The organism is Sporosarcina sp. JAI121 (assembly GCF_013408665.1).
Taxonomy (GTDB): Bacteria; Bacillota; Bacilli; order Bacillales_A; family Planococcaceae; genus Sporosarcina.
On record NZ_JACCCL010000001.1, the window covers coordinates 2,358,215 to 2,374,115 of the forward strand.

The 15,901-nt window shown below is 42.2% G+C and carries 16 protein-coding genes; 11 read left to right on the plus strand and 5 right to left on the minus strand.

Translation table 11 applies throughout. The features are described from left to right. The first annotated feature begins 108 nt into the window (after nucleotides 1-108). The 4 genes from HDC33_RS11140 to HDC33_RS11155 all read left to right on the plus strand — a co-directional run bounded on the left by HDC33_RS11140 (nucleotide 109) and on the right by HDC33_RS11155 (nucleotide 4,413). Nucleotides 109-1,011, plus strand: a complete 903-nt coding sequence (locus HDC33_RS11140; RefSeq protein WP_179392495.1) for a DoxX-like family protein — start codon at nucleotides 109-111, stop codon at nucleotides 1,009-1,011. 10 nt (nucleotides 1,012-1,021) lie between these two features. Beyond that, complete coding sequence (locus HDC33_RS11145; RefSeq protein ID WP_179392496.1) at nucleotides 1,022-1,636, plus strand: DUF4166 domain-containing protein; 615 nt, start codon at nucleotides 1,022-1,024, stop codon at nucleotides 1,634-1,636. After that, nucleotides 1,623-3,215 (plus strand): YndJ family protein, encoded by a 1,593-nt coding sequence (locus tag HDC33_RS11150; protein WP_179392497.1) that lies wholly within the window; start codon nucleotides 1,623-1,625, stop codon nucleotides 3,213-3,215. The genes HDC33_RS11145 and HDC33_RS11150 overlap by 14 nt, the downstream gene beginning before the upstream one ends. Before the next feature lie 295 nt (nucleotides 3,216-3,510). Further along, nucleotides 3,511-4,413: a cation diffusion facilitator family transporter gene (locus tag HDC33_RS11155; protein ID WP_179392498.1), complete on the plus strand. Its 903-nt coding sequence runs from the start codon at nucleotides 3,511-3,513 to the stop codon at nucleotides 4,411-4,413. A gap of 50 nt (nucleotides 4,414-4,463) precedes the next feature. Here the strand turns inward: HDC33_RS11155 and HDC33_RS11160 are convergent, their stop codons facing one another. Then, entirely contained in the window at nucleotides 4,464-5,453 is a 990-nt protein-coding gene (locus tag HDC33_RS11160) for an LCP family protein (protein WP_179392499.1), read from the minus strand. Nucleotides 5,454-5,736: 283 nt separating this feature from the next. Between HDC33_RS11160 and HDC33_RS11165 the strand changes: the two genes are divergently transcribed. Together HDC33_RS11165 and HDC33_RS11170 are read left to right on the plus strand one after the other, a co-directional pair. After that, a complete protein-coding gene (locus HDC33_RS11165) occupies nucleotides 5,737-6,318 on the plus strand; it encodes a branched-chain amino acid aminotransferase (protein WP_179392500.1) in 582 nt (193 codons plus the stop codon). Nucleotides 6,319-6,332: 14 nt separating this feature from the next. Beyond that, nucleotides 6,333-7,277, plus strand: a complete 945-nt coding sequence (locus HDC33_RS11170; protein ID WP_370457440.1) for a TRM11 family SAM-dependent methyltransferase — start codon at nucleotides 6,333-6,335, stop codon at nucleotides 7,275-7,277. Nucleotides 7,278-7,391: 114 nt separating this feature from the next. On the opposite strand, the gene HDC33_RS11175 is transcribed toward HDC33_RS11170, so the two are convergent. The 3 genes from HDC33_RS11175 to HDC33_RS11185 form a co-directional block, all read right to left on the minus strand. Then, complete coding sequence (locus HDC33_RS11175) at nucleotides 7,392-8,939, minus strand: sensor domain-containing diguanylate cyclase (RefSeq protein WP_179392501.1); 1,548 nt, start codon at nucleotides 8,937-8,939, stop codon at nucleotides 7,392-7,394. 142 nt (nucleotides 8,940-9,081) lie between these two features. Beyond that, nucleotides 9,082-10,467, minus strand: coding sequence for a leucyl aminopeptidase family protein (locus tag HDC33_RS11180; RefSeq protein ID WP_179392502.1), 1,386 nt, complete (start codon nucleotides 10,465-10,467; stop codon nucleotides 9,082-9,084). 71 nt (nucleotides 10,468-10,538) lie between these two features. After that, nucleotides 10,539-10,694, minus strand: a complete 156-nt coding sequence (locus tag HDC33_RS11185) for a hypothetical protein (RefSeq protein ID WP_179392503.1) — start codon at nucleotides 10,692-10,694, stop codon at nucleotides 10,539-10,541. 259 nt (nucleotides 10,695-10,953) lie between these two features. Between HDC33_RS11185 and HDC33_RS11190 the strand changes: the two genes are divergently transcribed. From HDC33_RS11190 to HDC33_RS11200, 3 genes are all read left to right on the plus strand, one after another. Beyond that, on the plus strand, nucleotides 10,954-11,637 hold the full coding sequence (locus tag HDC33_RS11190; RefSeq protein ID WP_179392504.1) for a DNA alkylation repair protein: 684 nt from the start codon (nucleotides 10,954-10,956) through the stop codon (nucleotides 11,635-11,637). Nucleotides 11,638-11,782: 145 nt separating this feature from the next. Continuing rightward, on the plus strand, nucleotides 11,783-12,106 hold the full coding sequence (locus HDC33_RS11195) for a PadR family transcriptional regulator (RefSeq protein ID WP_179392505.1): 324 nt from the start codon (nucleotides 11,783-11,785) through the stop codon (nucleotides 12,104-12,106). After that, nucleotides 12,099-13,127, plus strand: a complete 1,029-nt coding sequence (locus tag HDC33_RS11200) for a DUF4097 family beta strand repeat-containing protein (protein WP_179392506.1) — start codon at nucleotides 12,099-12,101, stop codon at nucleotides 13,125-13,127. The genes HDC33_RS11195 and HDC33_RS11200 overlap by 8 nt, the downstream gene beginning before the upstream one ends. Before the next feature lie 110 nt (nucleotides 13,128-13,237). Here HDC33_RS11200 and HDC33_RS11205 read toward each other — a convergent pair whose 3' ends face one another. Next, complete coding sequence (locus HDC33_RS11205; RefSeq protein ID WP_179392507.1) at nucleotides 13,238-13,741, minus strand: DinB family protein; 504 nt, start codon at nucleotides 13,739-13,741, stop codon at nucleotides 13,238-13,240. Between the two features lie 209 nt (nucleotides 13,742-13,950). Here HDC33_RS11205 and HDC33_RS11210 point away from each other — a divergent pair, with 209 nt between their 5' ends. Continuing rightward, nucleotides 13,951-15,276: a M20/M25/M40 family metallo-hydrolase gene (locus HDC33_RS11210; protein WP_179392508.1), complete on the plus strand. Its 1,326-nt coding sequence runs from the start codon at nucleotides 13,951-13,953 to the stop codon at nucleotides 15,274-15,276. Nucleotides 15,277-15,336: 60 nt separating this feature from the next. Continuing rightward, on the plus strand, nucleotides 15,337-15,783 hold the full coding sequence (locus HDC33_RS11215) for a YaiI/YqxD family protein (RefSeq protein ID WP_179392509.1): 447 nt from the start codon (nucleotides 15,337-15,339) through the stop codon (nucleotides 15,781-15,783). Nucleotides 15,784-15,901: the final 118 nt, after the last annotated feature.

The following is a 15,901-nucleotide window of genomic DNA, read 5'->3' on the forward strand; positions in this document are numbered from 1 at the left end:
GTATCAAATTTATAAATAGTGAAAAGCGACATCAGTAATCCGTCTTCATTATGATAATAGAGATACTGTTTACGTAAGTGATATACATAATACAATGAGGTGTTTGTGATGAATAGAAAGCCGATTTACGTTGAAATACCGATTCAGGCAGAAATTGAAAAAGTATGGGACGCCACCCAAAAACCGAACATGCATGAACAATGGGATCTTCGTTTCTCTTCAATTACCTATTTGCCAAAAGATGAAGGTAAGCCCCAAGAGTTTCTCTATTCACGGACAGTAGGACCTTTCATAAACGTGGTTGGTTGGGGGAAAAGTGTTGGATCGTTTCATAAAGAAGATGGTACGCGTTCATCTTCCCTTCAGTTCGGAACGGATCAATGGATATCCCCAATCCGCGAAGGTCGTGGCTATTGGAAATATGAACCCCAGAAAGACGGTGTGAAATTTTTAACGCAGTATGATTATGACGTCAATTGTGGTCGTATCGGTAAAGTTGCTGATAAACTGGCATTTCGTCCCCTTATCGGCTGGGCGACTGCACTTAGTTTTGATGTGTTGAAGCGATGGCTTGAACAAGGCGAAGCACCCCGCTCCCAGTATTTGCGGTTTTTCAGCACCTATTTAATGACTCTATTGTTTGCCTTCATTTGGATGTATCAGGGACTTGTACCGAAAATTATCGGGATGCATATAGAAGAGAGGGCGATGGTCGGAAACGCTTTAGCTTTATCGGAGAATGGAATTACGACATCTGTACTGCTAATCGGAATTCTAGAAGTGTTGCTCGGAATTATCTGGCTAGTTTATCGCAATAAAAAACAGTTATTTAGACTGCAGCTAATTCTCTTTCCTTTGCTAACGATAGCGGCAATCATTACAGTTCCGGCAACCGCAATCCATCCTTTCAATCCTGTGACATTCAACTTGTCACTAATGGTACTTTCTATAATTGGATGGTCCATAAGTAAAGATGTTCCTTCGGCGACAAGCTGTAAACGAAGAAAGTGAGGTGGACTTCATGTCGATTTTCAGACAAGTGTTGGGTAATGAATTTAACCGATTGCATCCGATGCTGCAAAAAAGGTATGACCTGTCAGCGGGTGCTACATTCAGAGCATCCGGCGTCATGAAAGAAATCGGTGGCGGATCGAAATGGTTGTATCCGATTTTAAAGGCAGGCGTAAGATGGAAATTACTTTACCCGGAACGAGGCGTAAACATTCCATTTACGATAATCAATACAGCGTTTGTTGGGGATAAGGGAGAAAGTCAGGTGCACTGGGAACGTATTTTTCAATTTGGAAAGACAGTACGCTATTTTAACGCGCTTATGAGTTATGATGCAAAGCGGCTTGTCATAAGGGATTACCTTGGTGAACCGCATCTCCTTTATGCTGATTTGGACTTTCAAGTAGCAACAGACGGGCGTTTGACGATTACATCATTAGGGCAGCGGCTTGTACTTGGGAAGTTTGAAATTCCATTGCCACGGATTTTTCAAGGGCTTGCAACCGTAACAGAAAGATTTGACGATGAACGAGGACTTTACCATATACATGTTGAGGTACGAAATCCTCTGATTGGAATCGTGTTTTGTTATGATGGGGAGTTTTCCGCTGATGTCGACGTGTAAGTTTGCAAGTATTCATAGTGTGTTATTTTTATCAGTAGCTTTTTTTAGTGGGAATCCGTGGCATTTTCTGATGTTGACGATTGCACAGCTCTTCTACATCCCGTTCGCTTTGCGACTCATTATGGGTAAGGACGATTGGTTTGCTAAGTGCTATTATTATTTTGCGATTCCCGCTTATTTAGCGGTGGCACTGTTGCAAGTAACACCAGATTCAAAGTGGGATGGTCTGCTAGCAGCACTTTATTTATTGTTTACGATTGGTATCGCTTTATATGGATTGTGGCGGTTTTTCAATAGAGGTTTCACGAATTTGGAAGAGTTCGCAATTGATGCCGGGCTGTTTTACATAGCACTTGGCGGCACTTGGTTCTTTGCTTATGTGACTGGTATTGACACTGGATTCAGTCCCCTAATTACGTGGTTGACCGCTATTCATTTTCACTACTCCGCGTTTTTGTTGCCGATTTTCATCGGTTTACTGGGCAGACTTTATAAACCCCGTATTTATCGGATTGTCTGTTCGATTCTGTTAGTATCACCGCTGATTGTTGCGATTGGCATTACATTTTCCAGGTGGATCGAGCTGCTATCGGTCGGATTATACATTGTCGGTTTGGGCGGCATTATTTTAATTGCGTGCAAAACGCCCTTCGAAAATCAATTACAAAAGTGGCTCGTTCGGATTTCGTTTGGCACCCTTGGTGTGACAATCATCTTTTCACTTTTATATGCGCTTGGCAACGGCTTTGGATTAACAGCCGTGAATATCGATTTCATGCTTCGTTTTCATGGTGTGTTGAACTGTCTAGTATTTGCGTTATTTGGTATTGTCGGCTGGTCCTTCCAAGTTCCCAGTGCAAATTTTCATCAACCCACTTTCCCCGTCAGTCACATTCGTGGGAAGTGGATTATAGGTGAACAAGTTCTGAATGGTCGATTGCAAGATAAACATCAAGGACTTATCGACAATATAAAGGTCTACGAGCCATTTATCCAATGCGATACGCTATCCCCGCGCATCATCGATTTCTATGAAAACACGATTGATTACCGGCTATTCGCAACGATAAAATGGCATTCATGGTTTAAACCGTTCGCCATTATTTACGCGTTTATGAGTAGTAAAACCCAACAAATCAATTTGCCTCTTCATGGCAGACAAGTTGAAATGACAGGGGACGTAATTGCGCTTCAGGATGAACTGGACAGCAGAGATAAAGTCAGGGCCTGGATCCGTAAAATCAATAATGACACGGTATTCGTTGCCCTTTATTCACAACATATAACAGCAGGTCGAATGTATATGAATATTGCCTTACCGTTGCCGTTTTCAACGATGACCGGTATATTGGAACTGCATCAGGCCGGGAATGATTTGCAGCTGACAAGCAAGCGTAATTCTGGTGAGTCAGATGCGGGAATCTATATTTCTTTTTTCAAGAATCATCCGTTCAAGCTACCCGTTGAGGAAGATTTTATCGTAAGTGAAAGGAAAGATGGTACATTAAGTGCCCAGCATGAAATGCGTATATTTTCAATCCCGTTTTTGTCGATTACGTATTTAATAAGGTCAAACTGATAGTAAGTAAAGTCTTGAAACTGTTACGCTTCGACTTATAGCGGGAGGCATTCCCAAGCGCCGAAGTATGTAAGATGGAAAATCCCTAACTCACTCCGTCTTTCAACATACCTAACCCCTTTTCTTGATGTCTGAATCCGACAGTGTTACAATTGAAAAACGTCTGAATTTAGCGAGTGATACATATGACCGCATTTCGCCCACACAAATATAGAAATATCCCGAAACCTTGACACAGGACTGTCAAGGTTTTTTGTTTCCCTCGGGAAACATATTACATAGGAGGTCATCATCGATGAGTAAACATAACCATTCAAGTGCTTCAATTTTTGCGGTTTGGATTAGTCTCATAAGCAATATCATCCTAACAGTAATTAAACTCATCGTGGGCGTTCTCTTCCAAAGTCCCGTTCTGCTAGCTGATGGTTTCCATAATGCCGGCGACGTGATTGCCAGTGGCGCCGCCCTTACCTCGATGAGAATATCCAAGCGCCCTGCAGACGACGACCATCCCTATGGTCACGGAAAAGCCGAAGTGATCAGTTCCGCCATCGTCGCACTAATATTAGGGTTGGCCGCAATCTATATTGCCTTTGAAGCGATTTCAGCTTTATTTGAAGAACCGGCGAAAGCCAGTTTGATTGCTTTGCTAACAGCATTCATCTCACTTATTTGGAAACAAGCGTTGTACATTTATACAATCCGAATTGGCAAAATGGCCAACAGCAAAGGATTGATCGCAACCGCTTATGACCATTTGGCGGACGTGTATGCTTCCCTCGCTGCTGTTTTGGGAATTGGACTTGCACTCATCGGGGACTTATACGAGATTCATTTCCTCGCATACGGTGACCCTTTTGCAGGATTCATCGTTTCTATTTTAGTACTCAAACTTGCATATGATATCGGAAAAGAAGCAATGGACGTTCTCATGGAAAAAAATATAAGTCAGGAAAGACTGGATGAATTCGCCGCTTTAATCATTACAATTCCTGAAGTGAAGCGAATTGACCGTTTGCGTGCACGAGAACACGGTCACTACATTTTGGTAGATCTGCGTGTCGGCGTCCACGGAAACATGACAATTCAAGAAGGCCATGACATTTCGCGTGAAATCAAGAAAACAATCATGAATGATCACAGTGACGTGGATGAAGTTTTAATTCACTTGAATCCTTGGTATGAAGAGGACGAATAAAAAAATTGCGTACGTGTCAATGACACGTACGCAATTTTCTTGTTAAATCATCAATTCCCGAATTCCCCGGTCTTAGCATTGTCCGATCCGGTCATTCCTTCTTCGTCCTCTGTTGAAAGAAATTGTTGTAAAGCATTTTTATTTTTCTCAAAATCGATGCTCAGTACCGCACCCGCTGCTTCACGCTTGTTCTCAAATGAGTTTTCAACCGGGATACGCAACGTCTCTATCTTTTCAGATTTACCGACCAGTAACCCTTTTCCAATTGTAAAGAGTGTACGTTTATCAACGTTTGTCGTGACGAAAGGCTCTACAACGCCAAGTAACTTGGGCAAATTCATTAAACTATGAACACTGACAGCTTGTTCCTTCACTTTCGCCAAAGCTTCCTGCTGGCGTTCCACTCGCCCGAAATCACTTTGAATGTCATGTCGGAAACGCACATAACCTAATAACTGCTCTCCATGTAACACTTGTTTCCCAGGCTGTAACGTCATTCCTATACCATGTGACATGGCATAGGGAATATCAACTTCAATACCATCGGGTGCTACAACATCCACAATTTTTGAAAAGCCGGTAAAATCGACAATCGCATAATAATGGATATCAACGTCAAAGTTTTCCTTAATCGTCTTCCTCACCAGTTCCGGTCCCCCGAGAGTAAAAGCGGCGTTCATCTTATGCTTACCGTGTTCCGGAATATCCACATACGTATCCCTCATGATGGAAACGAGTTTCATCTGATGCGTCGTTTGATTATAATGAGCGATCATTAACGCATCTGACCGTGCATCGTCATCGCCCCGTGAGTCACTTCCTAATAACAAAACATTGATTTCACCGAATTGTGGATCGGCGCCTTTGAATTCATCGGCTAGCATATCATCTTCTTTAGCCAATCCTTCTTTTCCTATAGATAATCCGCTATTGTATTGGGCGACCACATAGACGATTCCGGCTAATAGAACGAATGTAGTCACGATAAGGAAATTTCGTAGCCATTTGCGCTTCTTTTTTCTTTGTTCACTTCTTTTCATATATATCCACCCATCTTTAAATTCTATGTCATTTTTCAAGTAAGTAACGTCGAGTGTTATCTACGCTATGAAAATTCTATAGTTGTACAGACATCTTGTCAACAATCGATAGTCATTATTAATATGAAGATAGTATTTACTTCCATACAAAGTAAAGCACTACCCATAAAATAATGCAGTACATGCATGCTACAAATTAAAAGCCTAACCGTACAATGTAAGCTATACTAAAAGATAAAAGGAATGCAGTTCAATTCCTCTTTCATGAAGGAGTAGATGTGATATGTTAAAAAAAGAGCTGGCAAAGTATATTGCGGATAATGAGAAGGACAACAAAATTCAACTATTTGATGTTGATAAAGAGTATGCCGACAAACATCAATTGATTTCCAGTGATGTAACGGTTGTCGAGAAAGAATTCAATTTTAGTGTCATCGAACGGTGCGTGAAAGAAACAGAAGATCTTATCAGGGCAGAAGATCTGGATTTTTTAAATACCAGTATTTCATATTTGAAAAGCCATCTGAATGAATTTGTTTATGTGGAATCAAGTGCTTTTGAAACTATCCGGATCGATGCGGTCGTACTTGAATTCGATGAAGTTTTTGAATCGTATACCGCTTTGTTCGGGCTGAAAGTACAGAAGAAATACGGCGATGCGATTAAAATGTATCTCGATACACATTTAAAGGGAGACGGAGCGAAATACAGTGTAATGTTTTCCGGTGAAGATGGGCTATGGGATATGAATTTCGCTTTGGATTTTGTGAAAGATTTTAGTGATGACTTGTCGTTTGTAGAGGTTTATCAACTGATGTACGGCTTTATATTCAAATTGGTTGAGGCGATTGAGGAAACGCAGTGAAGGATGATAATCAAGTGAATGATTCACAATATATTTACACATATACACAGCACCAAGACGAGTATGATTTATGCCTGTTGGAGATGAGGTCCTTTTTCGGTTTCGATGTGCCTTCCACTGTGTTGATAAGTACGGTAGAAATTGATCCGAGTCGGAGCCCTTTTATGAAAGAGAGGCTAGACATACTGTATGAAGGTGACAGTCTTGAAATGATTTCGCAGCAAGTTGAACAATATGATTTAGGTGAATCCACATTCAGGGTCGTCAGCTTAAATACGGCCAACCTCGATACAACTAATAAAATGGGACATCCGGAGCGCCGTAAAATTGAGCGTGAAATCGGATTACGTGTGAAAGGTACGCCTGATTTAGTGAATCCTCCTGAAAATACATTCGGCATTGTTTTACTTAATGGCACATGGTATTTCGGGAAATTGATTGAAAATCAATCCATCTGGTTCCTTCATCAAAAGAAACCGCATATGTATTCGACTGCACTCAGTACTCGTGTTGCAAGGGCCGTTGCCAATATTGCGGTGCCGCATCCTAAAGGTGTGCGGGCAATCGATCCTTGTTGCGGCATCGGAACCGTGCTTGTTGAAGCATTGTCGATGGATATTAATATCGTCGGTCGGGATATCAACCCGCGTGTCGTGTTAGGTTCCAGGAAGAACATCACCCATTTCGGACTTGAAGGCAATGTAGAAATTGGACCCATTGCAGATGTCGTTGATGAATATGATGTGGCGATTATCGATATGCCTTATAATCTATTTACCCATATTACACCTGAAGCGCAACTCGAAATTTTGAAGGAAGCTCGTCGATTTTCGAAGAAAGTCATCGTCGTAACGATTGAAACAATCGATCATATGGTTGAAGAAGCTGGTTTCGTCATTATTGATCGCTGTGTTGCCAAAAAAGGGCATTTCATCAGACAAGTTCTTGTTTGTGAATAAAGGGAGACCTAGTGTAATTAAGTGTGGCCACTGAAAGACGCCTGCTCTGGTATTGCTTAACTAATGAACAGGAAAGACGACATTTCGTTCATAATCGAACGAAATGTCGCCTTTTTATATTTCAGATAGTACAACCTTGTTTCGTCCTTCATTTTTTGCCTGATACAAGGCCTTATCCACCCTATCGAATAATTCTTCCGTTGTTTCCTTATAATCATAAGTACCACCTACACCAGAAGAAATCGTTATATAATTATTTGTCGGGCATAACGCCGATGCGACGCTTTCACGAAGCCTGTCTGCGATTACCATCGCTACTTGAACATCCGTTTCAGCCAGTAGGATAACAAATTCCTCCCCGCCCAGTCTGACACAAACATCACCGTCCCGAACGGCTTCGCCTATTTTTCCGGAGAGGAATTTTAGGACTTCATCTCCAATATGATGACCATACACATCATTGACAGCTTTAAAATGGTCGATATCAATCATGATAATGGAAAACTGTTTATAGTCCTTCTTCCACTTCGCAGTAACCTTTTCACAATATCTGCGATTCTTTAAACCGGTAAGTGGGTCTGTGTAGGAGCGTTCCCTATAATTCTCAACTCTTTGTTGCTGACTCTCGGCATATTCGTGTATTGTTTCATTCAACTGCTTCGCCTCGAAGTACCACGTTGGAATAACTGTCAATTCGCCTTGCGCTCCATTTCCTTTCAGATTCGCTGAAAAATTCGCCAATTTACGCAACGGGGACGATAATCTTTCGCTGAGGAGAATCGTCAACAAGAAGAAGAATAGGATAAACGGAAGCGCGTATATCAGCATTTTGTACACCATTCCTGTTAATGGTTTGACGCTTGCCGCATAAGGCGTTTGGGAAACAACTCCCCACTTACTCGACTTTATGTATGTGTAGCCGGCCAGAAAATCTTTACCTGCTGTGTTCCTAACTTTTTGCGCACCGCTTTCATGCATTGGAACTTTTTGTGCAATTTCATTTTCAAGGACTGTTTCCCCAATTCTTTCAGATTCCGGATGGTAAATCAACATCCCTTTATTATCGACCACCCATACATAAGAACCGTCCGTGGAAAAGTGTTGACCAAGAATATCATTGATGATATTGGCTTCCTGCAAATAAATCGTGCCGCTCAAAAATCCAAGATATTCATTTTTTTCATTCCATAAAGGGGTGGATACGAGAATGAGCAGTCTGCCGGTTGCCGCTTTATAGGGCTCCGATATAAGGTTTCTTCTTTTGTATAGTGCTTCTCTCGGGCCGATGGTCTCCAGCTTTTTACCGACTATACCCAATCCTGGCGAGGTGGCTAGTACCACTCCTTCCCTGTCAATAATGGAGAGGGAATTAAAGTTTTTACTGCTATTTAATAAATCAGCAAGCTTTTCTTCCAATTTTTTACCGTCGTCAATATCAGCACTCATTTCAGACGCCTTAATTTGTAAATTACTATGCATTCCGTTAAATACTTCTTCCGTCAATTGTGCCAATTTCATTGAATAGACTCTGTTGATTTCCAAGGAATTGTTTATCAAGTTTTCTTTAGTAACAAAATAACCAGAAAGCAACGTGATACTGAGTATGCCGATCATCGCAAATGAGATAAGAAGCATTATCCAGAAACGTAACGTTTTGATCACATGAAAAACCTCATTTAACATTTATTTGTAATCTATCATTATATAGGTTTTCTGGGTGACAGTCACCACTACAATTCGGACACTATTCAGATAATTTAACGAAAATAGAGAGTGCCCGGTATCATAACTGGGCACCCATTTTTTAGTTTGAAATATGTGTTGTAAAGTCGGCTAATAGTCGTACACCGTAGCCTGTTGCGGATTTCGCATAGTACCCTGTTGCACTGTTTTTACTCATCATGCCTGCCATATCGACGTGCAGCCACTTGCTTTCTTTCGGTACGAAACGGCGAAGGAATAAGCCTGCTGTAATCGAACCTGCCCCGCTTAGTGAACTGATGTTATTCATGTCCGCGTAATCACTGTCGAGCGACTTATCGTATGCTTCAACTAATGGCATCGGCCAGATGAAATCACCGTTTTGATCGCCGATTTTTTTCATTTCAGCTGAAAACTCGTAGTCCCCGAATACGCCCGCGAGCTCAGTACCGAGTGCATTGACGATTGCACCCGTCAGTGTCGCGATATCGACGATGTATTCCGCTTTCCATTCACCAGCACGAATGAGCGCGTCCGCCAAAATGAGACGCCCTTCCGCGTCTGTGTTACCGACTTGCACCGTCAAGCCATTTTTGTACTTGATGACTTCTCCTGGTAAGACGGACGTGTTATCCGGCATGTTTTCCACAATCGGAATAAGCGCGACAACATTCACTTTCGCTTTCGATTTTGCGAGTAACATAAGTGCACCGGAAACGGCGGCTGCTCCGCCCATATCCATTCGCATGTCACTTAAATCTTTGCCGCTTTTCAAGCTGATGCCGCCTGTATCGAATGTCACGCCTTTGCCGACGAGTGCAACGAGCGGTTTCGATTCATCGCCTCTGTACACGAGTTCAACGAATGACGGCTTGTACACACTCCCCCGTGCGACTGTCAATACACCGTTCATCTCCATTTGTTCAAGATTTTCTTTGTCGAGTACATTGACTTCAACGTCAGTGCCTTCAAAGTTTTTCTTCAACACTTCCGGAAACGTTTCCGGATTCAAGACGTTCGACACTTCATTCATCAAATCACGTGAGAAAGCAGTTGCGGCTGCACGGATTTTGCCTGCTTCAATGAATGGCTTCGCTTCGTCGCCAACTACAGTAAGTTGAGTTTGGAATGCCTTGACATCCGATTTATAGGTGACGAACTGATAGGAGCCCAGTTCCCATCCTTCTGCAAAAGCTGTTAAAACAAGCCCTTTATCCAACTTCGCATAGGCATTCGAAATAACTCCATCTTCTATGATCGCTGTTTCAACTTTTTGAGCGCTTACATCACGAGCGATATTTCCCGCAGTCGCACGGACTTTTTCGAGTGTCATCTCTTTTTCTTTGCACTCTTTTACGACAATATAATGCGTGCCTTCAATTAATACAGAGCTATGCTCCGCCTTTTGGTTTGCTACGAATTTTTTGACTGCAGCATTTTCCGAAACGAATGGATCGTTCGCAAAAATCACTTTTACTTCGTTAGACATATAGTTTCCCCCCTGGACAAATTAATTCGACTTCTAAAATAGTTTATCATAAGTAGTCCAACTTCATAGAATTATCTCTTTTCTGATAGTAACAAGCAGAAAGTTGCGAAAGAACCTAACAATAAAGATAGAAGAAACCAATTTAACCCGGTTCTATTTTTCCCCTGCGCAAGTCCTGCGTTGATCAATGCAAGCGTTCCCCAACCTACGAAATAACTATTATCCAAGAGAATCACTCCTAATCTATTGATGTTGAAATAAAGATTTCCTTCAACTATGCTTAGCCACTTTGAATTTACAAAAAGCCGGCGCTGATTAGAAACCCCAACATAATGCTGAACTTTTTTTCGGCCGTCGCTTTTGTACCCCAATTTGCACCTTTATTATGTTATACGTGCCAGCTAACTGAAAGTTCCCTGTACTCATATCAATCATTTTACCGAGCAACAGGTATGTTACACTTTTGTTAATCAAACCCTTCAGGAGATGAACGCGTTGAAAAAAGTATGGGATCATCATGGCATTATCGAGAAATTTGAAGCGAACCGCAATGAGGAACTGGCCGGACCAATGAAAGCCTATCTGAAAAACCACTTCCCTTTTCTGGGCATCAAAAGTCCTCTTCGCAAAGAATTAGTAAAAGAACAGTTCAGGGAATACGCGTTGCCTGAACCAGGGCGAGTTTTTGATGAAGTGTGGAAATTGTATACTCTTCCCGAGCGTGAATATCAATATGCCGCCATCGCGCTGATCGAGAAAATGAAAAAGCATGTAACGACAGAGGATTATCCTTCTTTACTTCAGTTGATTGAAACGAAGTCGTGGTGGGATAGTGTGGATTCGATTGCACCTCATTTTGTAGGTCATCTTGTAAAACTTGACCGCGGTTACGGTGAAAAAACCATGATGGAGTGGTCACTTTCAAACAATATATGGACAAACCGTTCTGCTATTCTTCATCAACTGAAATTCAAACATGAGACGGATATCGATTTGTTATTCAATATCATTGAACAGCACTCTAGTTCAAAGGAATTTTTCATTCAAAAAGCGATTGGCTGGGCCTTGCGGGAATACGCTAAGACGGATCCGAGCAGTGTAAAGTCGTTTGTTGAGCGGCATCCTTTAAAACCGCTAAGTAAGCGGGAAGCGTTGAAACATTTTAAATGAACAAGAGAAGACATCTGGAAAACAGATGTTTCTTTTCGGAACAGTACCTTGCAATGAATAATACCATATGATATATTGTTGTCATCGAGTACATCTCATGAGTTGGTACTGTTTATTAATTAATAGTGAAAGGAGTTTTTATTAGATGAATGTGCAATTCAAAAAAGGTGTGTTGAATTTGTGTGTGCTTGTCCTTCTCGACAAACAAGATCGATACGGTTACGAGCTTGTGCAAAAGATTTCAGACCAGATATCCATTTCGGAAGGATCTGTTTATCCCCTGCTACGCCGTTTAACGAAAGAAGGTTATTTTACAACCTATCTGCAGGAATCAACGGAAGGCCCTCCCCGAAAGTATTACAAATTGACCGATGCAGGGCGGGAATATCTGCACGAACAGTTAGCGGAGTGGAAAGTTTTCACGGATGGCGTGAATACATTAATCGAGGAGGGTGTACGAAATGACTGAAAATCAATTTATTGGTGAACTGGAAACCGCTTTGAAACAACTGCCTGCTGAAGAACGGAATGATATCATACAAGATATCCGGGAATATTTCACTGACGGTCGTGAGGATGGTAAATCGGAGAGTGAGATTGCTACTTCCCTCGGATCTCCTACTAATATTGCCGCTGAATTACTTGCATCCTATTCTTTTGAGGAAAATGAAGTTGAAATGACTTCTACAAACGAAATTATCACCATTCAGGATAATCAATTTACAAATGTTGATATCGACGTCCAGCACGGTGCATTATTCATCAGACCATCTGATAACTTAATAACGACTGTCGAATTGATCGGTTCGAATGAGAAATTGCAACTAACTGCGGAAGTTGTCGGCGATACGTTGTTCGTACGACTTAAAAGTTTACGCCACTGGTTGCTCATGTTTAATTTCAATATAAAAGCGGTGACACTAAACGTGTTCATTCCAAAGAAACTGTACCAATCAATTGCGATGAAAACGGATAATGGGCGAATCTCCGCGGAGAAACTGCTCGGGAAAAAAGTCGACGCGAATGCCGATAATGGACGAATCCAATTAAGAGAGATTGCCGCCACGACATTGGTTGCTGAGACCGATAACGGGCGAATCGATATCGTTAAGGTGCAGGCCGACCATTTACGGACGAAAACGGATAATGGAAGGATCGAAATGCATTATGTCGATGCCGACAGTATTGCTGCTGAATCGGATAACGGCAGAATTGAGCTCAAACATGTAAGTGGATCCATAGTGGGAATTACGGATAATGGGCGAATTACACTTCAGACGGATAGCCTCGATCGGAATATCGATTTCCAAACAGATAACGGAAGTATTGTTATTCAATCAAGTAGCGAACCAAAGAATGTGTCAATTCATGCGAAAACAGGCCACGGGAAAATCGATATTTTCGGAGAACGGAACTCGCGGACAGTCATCGGAGCTGGTGGACATACGATTCGTTTAAAGTCGGATAATGGACGGATTACGGTAGGGTGACCTAGGATCTGATAGGTTTGCCACGGGTTGCTGTCACTTTAATTAATTTAAAATGAAAAAAGCTGATCACACGCCGTTTTTCCGGTGTATGATCAGCTTTTTTGATGTTATTACACTTTTGGAGCTTCCCCGCCGAACATTGCCCACTCTTCGCGCGACGGTCCATAGACACCGGGTACACGCAATCCCGCCTGCCTCATGAGTACCGTCATCTGTCCGCGGTGATGTGTTTGGTGTGCCGTTAATATACTTAAGATAGTGCCGATTGACCATTGCTCTCCATACATGTCCTTCACATCATTCAATGTGTTGTCGTTCCACTGTTCTTTTATTGCTGCAACCATCGTATCGTTTGAAGAGAGGTAAGCTTTTGCAATTGCTGCAGCCTCTTCTGGTACGGGTGCATCGTGAGGGGTCGCTTTGAACTCGAGACCTGTTCGTGACACCATTTCATCGAGGGTCGTAACGAGATGCCATGCAATTCTGCCGAGGGTACGATCTTCAGGTGAGACTTCTTGTAATAGTGACTCATCTGTCAGCGTATTAAGTATTTTTTGTGTTGAACTACTCTCATGGCCCCAGTTAATAAGGAATTCCTCAATTGTTTTAAACATGTGTTACCCCTCCAATGTTTTAGATACGTTACTCTCTTCGGTAGTGGCTCTGTGTTTTCCTTCATTAGCGTAGAGAGTTGTTTTTGTATCTTTGGGTTTATCAAGCATCCAGTATGCCCCTGTTGTTACTTCCCATACCGTTTCTTTTCCGGTTACAAGGAAACTGCAATATCCAGTTTCAATTCCCATCATTAGAATGGAGGAGTTTAATGGCTCGTCAAAAAATGTTATTTTCGTTTCTATTGCTGTGTTCAATCCTACTAACAGCTTGTTCGCCGAAAACCCAGGTCGTGGAAAGTGCTGAATTCACTCAGGTACAAACTGAATTTATTCAAGATGTTGACTTTGAAAATATTTTCGCCTCCCTGGAAACGTTAACGAAAGAGCCCCGCGTTGCAGGCACAAAAGCTGAACTGCAGGCAGCCGCTTTTGTAGCCGCCCAACTCAAGATGAGTGGTTATGTAGTCGATGTTCAACCATTCGATTTCGAGAGATATGTAATGCCGGAATCACACCGCCTTGTCGTTGAAGGTTTTGACAGTCCACTCTCCCCCGCCCCCTTTCAATTTTCGGTTGACGGTAACACCATCGGAGAATTGGTTGATGCGGGACATGGCTTGAAAGCAGATTACAAAAAGCTAGATGTTGCTGATAAAATTGTGCTAGTTGAAGTTGCTGACACCCCCTTTAAAGAACTTGTCCTATCCGCCTCTGATGCTGGTGCACAGGCAATTATCCTATATTTCCCTGATGGATTGGAAGTTAATAAATGGTCGCTCGGCAGGGAAGGTTTTGAAGAGTTCATTCCTGCACTAGCCCTTACCTATGAAGAAGGGACGAATCTTTTGGATTTTATTAAATCCGGCAAATCCGCCAATGCGGCAGTCTCGATTAAAGGTGCTCGCATTGAAACGGCTGCATCACAAAACTTGATTGCGACCAAATCGCCTGTTTCGGAGACGGATGATGATATCGTTATAATCGGTGCTCATTATGATTCCGTCGATAAAGCGCCCGGTGCAAGTGACAATGCGAGCGGAACGGCGGTTGTCCTCGAACTGGCAAGGATGTTCAAAGCAATTCCGACAAATAAAGAAATCCGGTTCCTATTTTTTGGTGCTGAAGAAGAAGGATTGTATGGGTCCGAAAAGTATGTAAGTGCTTTGACGAAGGATGAAATAAAACGCTCTGTCGCCATGTTCAACTTGGATATGGTCGGCAGTGCCCATGCCGGGGAACTATCTATTCAAACGATAGATGGATCGGACAATACCGTTACAAAAGTGGCAAGTAAAGCGAATAAAATACTGAATGGCGACTCGATTAAGACCGAAGTCGGGGACAGAAGTGATCACACACCGTTCCACAAAGCAGGGATCGATGCTGCATTGTTCATTTATAATCCAGTGGAAGAGTGGTATCATACGCCTGAGGACACAGTTAATAAGTTAAGTAAAGATCGCCTTCTGAACGTCGCAAAAATCGTCGGTTCATCGGTTTTTGACCTGACTTTTTCAGGTGTCTCTGAAGATTGATATAAAAGGGGTTCTTTATTCGCCAAGTTGGACATAAAGAATATAAAGGAGGACGACTTGATGACGACAATTCTTATCGACGCGGATGCATGTCCGGTTGTGAAAGAAACAATCAAAATAGCAAGTACCTTCGGATTCCGCTGTGTCTTGATCTGCGATACGACACATGAAATGCATCGGGATGGAGCAGAAACCATTATCGTCTCAAAAGGGGCGGATGCGGTCGATTTCGTCCTTGTTAATCGTGTACAGAAAAATGATATTGTCGTTACGCAAGATTACGGTTTGGCCGCGATGGTGCTTGCAAAAAAAGGCCATCCAATTGATCAAAACGGACGACTCTACACAGAGGATAATATTGATCAGTTATTGTATGCCCGCCATACCGCCCAGAAAGTAAGGATGGCCGGCGGACGCTTGCGAGGACCGAAAAAACGCTCAAAAGATAGTGATTTGAAGTTCGAAGAGAGTTTGAAGAAATTGTGTATGCAATTGGTCGGTCAATAACAGTAGCGGATAGTAGTAGAAGAGCTAGAAACCTTAATGGGTTTAGCTCTTTTTTTGTTGTTATAAAGGGGAGATTTTCAATGAATGATCCCAATTAAATTGAGTCTGCGCTGGTTTT

What these genes read in the sequence shown, in the direction of transcription:
- HDC33_RS11140 (WP_179392495.1), top strand. Translation starts at nt 109, where the DNA reads ATGAATAGAAAGCCGATTTACGTTGAAATACCGATTCAGGCAGAAATT.
- HDC33_RS11145 (WP_179392496.1), top strand. Translation starts at nt 1,022, where the DNA reads ATGTCGATTTTCAGACAAGTGTTGGGTAATGAATTTAACCGATTGCAT.
- HDC33_RS11150 (WP_179392497.1), top strand. Translation starts at nt 1,623, where the DNA reads ATGTCGACGTGTAAGTTTGCAAGTATTCATAGTGTGTTATTTTTATCA.
- HDC33_RS11155 (WP_179392498.1), top strand. Translation starts at nt 3,511, where the DNA reads ATGAGTAAACATAACCATTCAAGTGCTTCAATTTTTGCGGTTTGGATT.
- HDC33_RS11160 (WP_179392499.1), bottom strand. Translation starts at nt 5,453, where the DNA reads ATGAAAAGAAGTGAACAAAGAAAAAAGAAGCGCAAATGGCTACGAAAT.
- HDC33_RS11165 (WP_179392500.1), top strand. Translation starts at nt 5,737, where the DNA reads ATGTTAAAAAAAGAGCTGGCAAAGTATATTGCGGATAATGAGAAGGAC.
- HDC33_RS11180 (WP_179392502.1), bottom strand. Translation starts at nt 10,467, where the DNA reads ATGTCTAACGAAGTAAAAGTGATTTTTGCGAACGATCCATTCGTTTCG.
- HDC33_RS11190 (WP_179392504.1), top strand. Translation starts at nt 10,954, where the DNA reads ATGAACGCGTTGAAAAAAGTATGGGATCATCATGGCATTATCGAGAAA.
- HDC33_RS11195 (WP_179392505.1), top strand. Translation starts at nt 11,783, where the DNA reads ATGAATGTGCAATTCAAAAAAGGTGTGTTGAATTTGTGTGTGCTTGTC.
- HDC33_RS11200 (WP_179392506.1), top strand. Translation starts at nt 12,099, where the DNA reads ATGACTGAAAATCAATTTATTGGTGAACTGGAAACCGCTTTGAAACAA.
- HDC33_RS11205 (WP_179392507.1), bottom strand. Translation starts at nt 13,741, where the DNA reads ATGTTTAAAACAATTGAGGAATTCCTTATTAACTGGGGCCATGAGAGT.
- HDC33_RS11210 (WP_179392508.1), top strand. Translation starts at nt 13,951, where the DNA reads ATGGCTCGTCAAAAAATGTTATTTTCGTTTCTATTGCTGTGTTCAATC.
- HDC33_RS11215 (WP_179392509.1), top strand. Translation starts at nt 15,337, where the DNA reads ATGACGACAATTCTTATCGACGCGGATGCATGTCCGGTTGTGAAAGAA.